8 protein-coding genes and 1 pseudogene are annotated in these 8,582 nt (G+C 71.3%); 2 read left to right on the top strand and 7 right to left on the bottom strand.

Going from position 1 to position 8,582, the window contains the following annotated elements; translation table 11 throughout:
- From ACWBNA_RS47525 to ACWBNA_RS47505, 5 genes and pseudogenes are all read right to left on the bottom strand, one after another.
- Positions 1 to 169: pseudogene (locus tag ACWBNA_RS47525) on the bottom strand (sugar ABC transporter permease); the annotation flags it as partial.
- Between the two features lie 20 nt (positions 170 to 189).
- Positions 190 to 1,503: an ABC transporter substrate-binding protein gene (locus ACWBNA_RS47520; protein ID WP_482710831.1), complete on the bottom strand. Its 1,314-nt coding sequence runs from the start codon at positions 1,501 to 1,503 to the stop codon at positions 190 to 192.
- Between the two features lie 183 nt (positions 1,504 to 1,686).
- Entirely contained in the window at positions 1,687 to 3,153 is a 1,467-nt protein-coding gene (locus ACWBNA_RS47515) for a glycoside hydrolase family 18 protein (RefSeq protein ID WP_482710830.1), read from the bottom strand.
- A gap of 107 nt (positions 3,154 to 3,260) precedes the next feature.
- On the bottom strand, positions 3,261 to 4,670 hold the full coding sequence (locus tag ACWBNA_RS47510) for a sensor histidine kinase (RefSeq protein ID WP_482710829.1): 1,410 nt from the start codon (positions 4,668 to 4,670) through the stop codon (positions 3,261 to 3,263).
- Positions 4,667 to 5,371 (bottom strand): response regulator transcription factor, encoded by a 705-nt coding sequence (locus ACWBNA_RS47505; RefSeq protein WP_482710828.1) that lies wholly within the window; start codon positions 5,369 to 5,371, stop codon positions 4,667 to 4,669. Before ACWBNA_RS47505 ends, ACWBNA_RS47510 begins: the two co-directional genes overlap by 4 nt.
- A gap of 122 nt (positions 5,372 to 5,493) precedes the next feature.
- Here ACWBNA_RS47505 and ACWBNA_RS47500 point away from each other — a divergent pair, with 122 nt between their 5' ends.
- The gene (locus tag ACWBNA_RS47500) at positions 5,494 to 6,009 is read left to right on the top strand and encodes a hypothetical protein (protein WP_482710827.1); all 516 of its coding nucleotides are present in this window, start codon (positions 5,494 to 5,496) and stop codon (positions 6,007 to 6,009) included.
- 6 nt (positions 6,010 to 6,015) lie between these two features.
- Here the strand turns inward: ACWBNA_RS47500 and ACWBNA_RS47495 are convergent, their stop codons facing one another.
- Positions 6,016 to 6,876 carry a spermidine synthase gene (locus ACWBNA_RS47495; protein WP_482710826.1) on the bottom strand — a complete coding sequence of 287 codons (861 nt, stop codon included), beginning with the start codon at positions 6,874 to 6,876 and terminating at the stop codon, positions 6,016 to 6,018.
- 53 nt (positions 6,877 to 6,929) lie between these two features.
- Positions 6,930 to 7,370 (bottom strand): hypothetical protein, encoded by a 441-nt coding sequence (locus tag ACWBNA_RS47490; RefSeq protein WP_482710825.1) that lies wholly within the window; start codon positions 7,368 to 7,370, stop codon positions 6,930 to 6,932.
- Positions 7,371 to 7,651: 281 nt separating this feature from the next.
- Between ACWBNA_RS47490 and ACWBNA_RS47485 the strand changes: the two genes are divergently transcribed.
- A partial coding sequence (locus ACWBNA_RS47485; RefSeq protein ID WP_482710824.1) for an NsdA family TPR-like regulatory protein occupies positions 7,652 to 8,582 on the top strand: 931 nt, incomplete at its 3' end.

The following is an 8,582-nucleotide window of genomic DNA, read 5'->3' as shown; positions in this document are numbered from 1 at the left end:
GGGTGACGTGCAGGATCGTCGGCACGCCCGCCATCAGGCCGAGCGTGATGCGGTCACGGCGGGTCAGCAGGCGGTTGTGCCCCGTGGGTGCCCTCTTGGGGCTCTTGACGGAGGCGGGGCCCGGAGGCGGCGCGGCCGCCTCCTGGTCCTTCGTGGGCGTCGTCGTCATGTCGCTCTCACTCGCTCCACTCACGCGGACGCGAAGATCGTCTTCTTCTGGCGTTCGACCGACGACAAGATGCTGTCGACGTTCTTGGGGTTGCGGACGAAGTTCTGCAGCGCGGGCTGCATCACCGTGGCGGTGAAGTCCGGGCGGCTGTCGCGGTCCATGAACTGCGTCAGGCTCTTCGCGCCCGAGATCATCTCGTACGCCTTCTTCTGCAGCGGGGTGTAGGAGGAGGTGTCTGCCTTGGACGAGGCGGCCACCACGCTGGAGTCGGCCTTGAGGTAGATCTCCTCGGCCTCCGGGCTGCCCAGGTACTCCAGCAGCTTGGCCGCGCCCGAGGCGTTCTTGGGGGCCTTGGAGAGCATGAAGCCGTCGGTCGGCGCCTCCACGGTGTCCTGACCGTAGGCCGGGTCGATCTCCGGGAAGGCGAAGAAGTCGAGGTCCTCCAGGTCGGCCGGGTTGGTGAACTGCTGGCCGACGAACGTGCCCAGCAGGTACATGCCGGCCTTCTTCGACACCAGGGTCTGCGCGGCGTCCTGCCAGGTACGGCCGACGGCGCCCTCCTGGTGGTAGGGCAGGAGCTCGGACCAGTGGTCGAAGACGGTCTTCACCTTGGCGTCGGTCCAGGAGGCCTTGCCCGCCATCAGATCGACGTGGAAGTCGTAGCCGTTGGTGCGGAAGTTGATCTGGTCGAAGGTGCCCATCGCCGGCCAGGCGTCCTTGTCACCGAAGGCGATCGGGACCAGGCCGTCCTTCTTCATCTGCTTGCACAGGGCGACCAGCTGGTCCCAGGTGGTGGGGACGCTGTAGCCGTGCTGCTGGAAGACACTCTTGCGGTAGAAGAGCGCCCACGGGTACGTGTACAGCGGCACGAAGTAGTACTTGCCGTCCTCGCCCTTGCTGAGCTTCTGCATCGCCTCGGGGAAGTTGCCCGCGATCTTCGCCCACACGTCGTCGATCGGAGTGGCCAGCTTCTTCGACGCGAAGAACTGCATCCGGTAGCCGGCGAACCAGGTGAACACGTCGTCCGGCGTGCCCTGCAGATACGAGTTGATCTGCTCCTGGAACGTGTTGTGGTCCTTGGTGTTGACGTCGACCTTGATCCCGGACTTCTTGGTGAAGGCCGTGTAGATCTCCGCGAACGCCTTCTTCGGTACCGCGTCCGACGAGTTGGAACCGAGCGTGACCGTCTTCGGGTCGGCGGACGAGCCGCTGCTGCCGCAGGCACTCAGCAGGGGTATCCCGGCGCCGAGCAGGGCCGCGCCGCCCACGCCGCGCAGCAGGGTGCGGCGGCTGGGGGAGGGGAGGGAGAGACCGGAGGGGGAGAGGTCATGCATGAACGGCTCCTGACGGGAGGGTCCGGTCTCAGAGGGTTGGAGATCCGGTCGCAATCGACCAGAAATCAACTTGACCGAACACGATGGCGCAATGACAGCCGCATGTCAGGTCATACGTCAATAGCTTTCGATCCGATTTGTCGAAACGTAATCGACACGATCCCTCCCGCCCCCGCATGTGGATCACTCGTAGGCGGCGAACGCCTTCGAGAACGCGAACGGGTCCTGGACGATCGAGCTGCACGTGGCGTCCGCGGTGCCCTTCGCCCCGCCTGCGCACTGCTTGTCCCGGGCTCCCGACCACATCGACAGCCGGCCGAGCCCCTTGGCCTTCGCGAAGTCCACCAGCTGGGTCGCGTCGTCGACCTTGAAGATCTCCGAGGCCACGTCGTTCACACCGATCATCGGGGTGACGGCGACGGCCTTCCAGGCGGCGCTGTCGGACAGGCCCAGGACGCCCTTGATCTGCGCCTGCGTGGCGGTGGCGGCCTGCTCGGCGTAGGTGCCCATGTCGCCGCTGTACGCCGGCCCGTAGTCCATCGCCATGATGTTGACCGTGTTGATCTTCACGCCGTTCCGCCGGGCGTCCGCCAGCAGGTTCACCCCGTCCTGGGTCAGGCCCTCGGGCATGACCGGGAGCGTGAAGGAGACATCGAGGTCCGGGTGCTGCCCCTGGAGCTTCGTGATGGCCTGCGCGCGGCGCGTGTTCGCGGCCGAGTTCGGCAGCGCCCCGCCCTCCACGTCGAAGTCGACCTTGGTGAGGTCGTAGGCGTCCACGACCTTGCCGTACGCCGTCGCCAGCGCCTCCGCCGAGGAGCACGCCGTGGCCAGCTCGGACCCGGCCGCACCACCGAAGGAGACCCGCACGTCCCCGCCCCTGGCCCGCAGGGCGCCGATCTGGGCCGCCACGGCGTCGCTCGCCAGGTCCGTCACCCCGCCCCACTTGGGCGTGCAGCCTCCGCCGTCGGTGACGAAGGCGAGGTGGTAGTCCTTCACGCCGGTCGCCCCGGCGCTCGCGACCAGGTCGAAGGCGGGGTAGAGGGAGGTGTCGACGTAGGGGGCGAAGGCGGCACCGGTGGTGGTGCCGGAGCCGGTGCCGGTGCTCTGCGAGGGGGAAGCCGTGGCTGTGGGGGTGGGGGTGGCCGTAGGGGTGGGGGTGGCCGTGGGCTTGGCTGTCGGCGTCGCGGACTGCGTCGGGCGGCCGCTGGGCTCGGGCGTCGCGCCGTCGTCCGTGGAGCACCTGACGTCGTCTATCAGGCAGCCGGTCGGGGCGCCGGTGCCGGTCACGACGAAGCCGACCGTCACCGACTCACCGGCGGCCAGCCCGTCCGTGTCCCACTTCGGCGGCGTCACGGTGACGTGCCGCCCGCTCACACCGGACTCGGCGTTCCAGAGGGAGCCGAGGGTGGAACCGGACGGCAGGTCGAACTCCAGCGTCCAGTCCCGGTCCACCTGACCGCTGTTGTTCGTGACGACGTACTGCGCGGTGTAACCCGTCGACCAGGCGCTGGTCCTGGTGTACGCGGCACCGATCCCGGCCGCCTGGGCGGTCCCGGTGAACAGGATCGCGCCGCCGCCAACCACCGCGGCGGCGACAGCTCCGCCGACCACCTTGTTTCTCCCGCTCACCTTGCGCCGGTGATTGCTCATCACGTGTCTGCCTTCACTCTTCGGGGGTGGGGTGCGGCAGCACGCTAGCGATCCGGAATCGGACAAACGGCCTGTTCAGGGCGTGGGTTGGCGATCTTAGGGCGAGCTTAAGGGAGGGATCGGGACCGGTTAAAGGTAGAGACCAGTCGGCCGGGTCTGCGGCGGCGTACGGAGCCTCGGTGCCCCCGCCTCAGCGGTGGCCGCTCGCGTCCGTCCAGCTGGATCCAGATCCGCACCTCGGTCCCGCCGAGCACCGACGCCCCGATGCGCACGTCCCCGCCCGTCTCCTCCGCGAGCCGCCGCACGATGTCGAGACCGAGCCCGGTCGACCCGGCGCTTCCCGAACCCCGGCCGCGCGCCATCGCCGCCTCGGGATCGGCGATGCCCGGCCCCGCGTCGGACACCAGCACGATCACCGCGTCCTCGCCGTTGTGCAGGTCGACCGCGAAGGCGGTGCCCACCGGGGTGTGCCGGAAGACGTTGCCGAGCAGGGCGTCCAGGGCGGCGACCAGGTCCGCGCGGGCCACGGGTATCCGCACCGGCCGGTCGGCCCCGGCCACCCGCCACTTGCGGCCCTCGTCCTCCGCGAGCGCCGACCAGAACGCCATCCGCTCCCGCACCACCTCCGCCGCGTCGCATCCGGCGCCGGGTCCGGCCGCCGCGGTCTGCGGTTTGGCGTCCCGGGCGGTACGGATGATCGTGTCGACCTCGCGTTCCAACTGCGCGACCGCGGCCCGGGTCTGCTCGGCGGCCGGTCCGTCCCCGAGCGAGGCCGCGTTCAGCCGCAGCACGGTCAGCGGTGTGCGCAGCCGGTGAGAGAGATCTGCCGCCAGCTCCCGCTCGTTCGCGAGGAGTTGCACGACCTGGTCGGCCATGGAGTTGAACGCGACGGCCGCCAGCCGCAGTTCGGTCGGCCCTTCCTCCGGCACTCTCGCGCCCAGCTTTCCCTCCCCCAGTTCGTGCGCGCCCTCGACCAGGCGCTGCGCGGGCCGCACCATCCGCACGCCCAGCCGGTCGGCGACGGCGACCGAGCCGACGACGAGCGCGGCACCGACGCCCGCGAGCACCGCCCAGGCGGTGGCCACGCCGTTGCTGACCTCGGACTCCGGGACGTACACCTCGACGACCGCGATCTCGCCGGAGCTCAGCGCGACCGGCTGGAGCAGCGCGGAGCCGCCGGACACCTCACTGGTCGAGGCGCGGCCCAGCTTCCGCACGGTGGCGATGTCCCCGTCGGCTGCGCGCCGGCGCCCGAGGTCGACGGCCGCGGCGCCGTCGGACGCCGGTATGTGCACGGCCAGGCCCGCGTCCGACCCGGCCGAGGCGACGACCCGCTCCAGCTGGTCGCGGTCGGTGGTGATGGACAGGGCGGGGGCGACGGCCGCGGCCTGCCGTTCGGCGTTGGAGAAGGCACGGTCCCTCGCCATCTCCCTGATGACGAGTCCGAGGGGGATCGCGAAGGCCAACACGACCATGGTGGTGACCGCCAGCGAGACCTTGACCAGTGCCCATCTCATCGCGCCGGCTCCGATCCCGGTGGCTCCAGCTTCACCCCGACGCCCCGCAGCGTGTGCAGATAGCGCGGACTCGCCGCCGTCTCGCCCAGCTTGCGCCGCAGCCACGACAGATGGACGTCGATGGTCTGGTCGTCGCCGTAGGACTGCTGCCAGACCTCGGCGAGCAGTTCCCGGCGGGGGACGACGACACCGGGCCGTCCGGCCAGGAAGGCGAGCAGGTCGAACTCACGCCGGGTCAGGTCCAGTCGTACGCCGTCCAACTCGGCCTGGCGGCGCAGCGGGTCGACGGTCAGGCCGCCGACGCGCAGCACGCTCTCCGGCGGGGCGTCCCCGGCGGCGGTGCGGGAGCGTCGTAGGACGGCGGCCATCCGGGCCGACAGGTGCTCGACCGAGAACGGCTTGGTCAGGTAGTCGTCCGCCCCCGCGTTCAGCAGCCGGACGATCTCCGTCTCGTCGTCCCGGGCAGTGGCGATGATCACCGGGACATCGGTGATGCCACGCAGCATCTTCAGGGCCTCGGAGCCGTCCAGATCGGGCAGACCGAGGTCCAGGATCACCACGTCGAAGCGGAAATGGGCGACCTCGCGCAGCGCCTCCAGCGCGGTGCCGACGCTGCGCACCGTGTGGGCGGCGTCGGTCAGATGCCGGATCAGCGCCGAGCGTACGAACTGGTCGTCCTCGACCACGAGCACACTTGCCATGCGCCGCACCGTACGCCATGCGGCACAGGCCCATCCGGTGCCTGTGGACAACTTCCCGCCTGTGGAAAACAGGGCGGGGAGCGGGCGACACCGGTGGGACGCGTGAGGCAGTATGGCCCGCGATGCGCAGAGGACTCATGCACGTACTGGCTTGGATGCTCGCCACCGGCGCGGCGGTCACGCTGGCGTGGTGGGGCGTCCACACGGTGATGGCGGGCACGGCGTACGACCCGCCGCGGGCCCTGCCCATCACGGCGGCCGACGCGACCACGCAGGAGTCGAAACCGCTGGCCTCCTCGACGAACCGGCCGACGCCGTCCCCGTCGAAAAGCCCCTCCCGCAAGCCGTCCCCGACCCCCACGCGGACTCCCTCGAAGACACCGCCGACGAACCCCCTCCCTTCCCCCACCGCGTCCGGCCAGGTCAAGAGCTACGACACCGACGGCGGCCGTGCCGTCTTCGATCTCGGCACGACCTCCGCGACGCTGGTGTCGGCGACTCCCGGCACCGGCTGGTCGATGCAGGTGTGGAAGACCGAGTCGTGGATCCGGGTGGAGTTCTCCTCGGGCGCGGACCGGGTGTCGGTGTTCTGCACCTGGCACGACGGGCCGCCGCGGGTGGAGATCGGGACCTACTGAGTCACCTCACCGGAACACCGATGCCGGCGGCGCCGGAGAGGCCACCGCGGCCGCGTCGGTCACGGCTACCGCCCCACCCGTGAAGTCGGTCAGCGACCTGCCGTGTTCCACCCGGCCCGGGTGCGGGTCGGAGGCCGCGCGGCGGGTGAGTTCGGCGACGGGGAGCGGGTGGTCGCAGGCGACGAGGACCGCGTTGCCGAAGCGCTTGCCGCGCAGGACGGTCGGGTCGGCGACCAGGGCGAGCTCCGGGAAACGGGCGGCCGCGGTGGCGATCTGGCCGCGCAGGTGGGCCAGCGGCGGCCCGTCGGCGAGGTTGGCGGCGTAGCAGCCGCCCGGCTTCAGCGCCCGGCGGACCTCGTCGAGGAACTCGGTGGAGGTGAGGTGGGCGGGGGTGCGGGCTCCGCTGAACACGTCGGCGATGACGAGGTCGGCCCAGCCGTCGGGCACCTTGGCGAGTCCTTCACGGGCGTCGACGGAACGCACCCGGATCCGGGCCACCGTCTCCAACGGCAGCTCCCGGCGCACGAGTTGCACGAGGGCCGCGTCGCGCTCGACGACCTGCTGGGTGGAGCGGGGGCGGGTGGCGGCGACGTAACGGGCGAGGGTGAACGCGCCGCCGCCGAGGTGCACGGCGTGCACGGGCTTGCCGGGCGGGGCGGCCAGGTCGATGACGTGCCCGAGCCGGCGCTGGTACTCGAAGGACAGGTAGGCGGGATCGTCGAGGTCGACGTGCGACTGCGGCGCCCCGTCGACGAGCAGCGTCCAGGCCCGCGCCCTGTCCCGGTCGGGTATGAGCTCGGCGAGCCCACCGTCGACGGCCTCGACGACGGCGGCGCTTTCCCGACGGACGTTCCTGGACTTTCCCATTGCGCCATTATCCGGCGCCGCGGGACGCTCGGCCCAACGAGCCCCAGCCGGTGTCACCGGCAGTTGTCCGCGGCCTCGATCAACCGGGCCGCCTCCCCCAGCGCCGCCCGCAGCACCGCCGGATCCGTCGCGAGGTCCGCCTCTCCCGGCGGCAGCAGCCAGTCCGAGCCCTCCCCCGGCGGCTCGGGGCTCAGCCGCAGCCCCCGCCCGTCCGTCTCCGTACAGGTACTGCCCGGCATGTCCCACCCGGCCGCGGTTCCCGACGGCACCACGAAGGCCAGCGTGCCGCAGTCGTCGTCGTGCAGGACCGGCCCGACCGCCTCGTCGCCCGCCCCGCGCCGCAGGATGTCGACCGCCTCGAGCCCGTGCCGCGTGGGCACCGTGACGACATCGCACGCGGCGTCCGGACACGCGGTCGGCGCGCTGAAAGAACTGAACGAACGGGACGCACAAGGATCGGCGCTGTGTCTGGTCTCCATGCCGGCCTCCACCACGGAACCCCTCCTCCAACGAACGGGTCGGGAGTCGGGCGGCTCCCGGTCCGCCGGGTTCAACGCGCCCGGGTGTCAACGGCTACGGCGGAAGTCCGCCGCAAAGGATGGCAGTTCATGGCAGATCTCGGATGAGATATCCGGTTTGTAGCCAAACACCGCGTGCCGGGTCCGACACAGCGGGTACGTTCTTGCCCGCCGGAAACGGGGTGCCACACGGGCAACTCACCGTGAACCACCACGGTTCCGGCATGGTTCGACGGTTCGCACGAGAGGACCCGGCCATGGCGTCGTCAATGGTGACCCCGTCCCCGTCCCCCCGACCACCGCAGCCGAATCTCGCTTTCCGGCAGTTGCGCGGACAGCGCTCGCCGGCCGAGTTCGCTTCGGCGGTACGGCGGGCCGCCCGCGAGATCGGTGAGCGGGTCAGCTGCGACGCACGCTATGTCGGCCGGGTCGAGGCGGGTGAGATCCGCTGCCCCAACTACGCGTACGAACGGGTGTTCCTGCACATGTTCCCCGGCCGCACACTGACCGACCTCGGGTTCGCGCCCCGCTCGTCCGTACGCGGACGCCGGGTGCGCGTCCCCGAGGACGCGCACCCGTCCCTCGCGGCGGCCCCGGCGCACATCGCCGGTGAGGCGCCGGGGGCGTACGAGCCGTATGAAACGCAGGACCTGTACGAGACGCACGACAACGACGAGGAGAGCGACGTGCTGCGTCGCGCATTCATGACCAGCGGGGGCGCCACGATGGCAGTCGCCTCGCTGGGCCCCTTCACACTCGCCTTCGACGCCTCGGCCGCGGAACGGCCCGTCCGGCGCGTCGGGACGAGCGAGGCGAGCGCCCTCGAAGAGGCCGTCCGCAGGATCCGGCTGCTCGACGACCGGCACGGCGCGGACGGCCTCTACCGCCGCGCGGCCGCCCCGCTGCGCGCCGCCTACGCCCTGCTCGACGCCAACACGACCCGGCGGACGACCTCCGAACGGCTCCACTCGGGCGCCGGCGAACTGGCCATCTCGGTCGGCTGGCTGGCCCACGACTCGGGCCGCTTCGACGACGCCCGCTCGCACTACGCGGAGGCACTCGCGACCGCCCGGGTGACCGGGGATGCGGGCCTTGAGGCGCACGCCTTCTGCAACACGGCGTTCCTCGCGCGCGACGCGGGCCGGCCGCGCGAGGCGGTGCGCGCGGCTCAGGCCGCGCAGCGCGTCG

Source organism: Streptomyces sp. Q2 (assembly GCF_056820935.1).
Note: the sequence above shows the minus strand (reverse complement) of the source record. Positions and strands in the feature narration are given on the sequence as shown.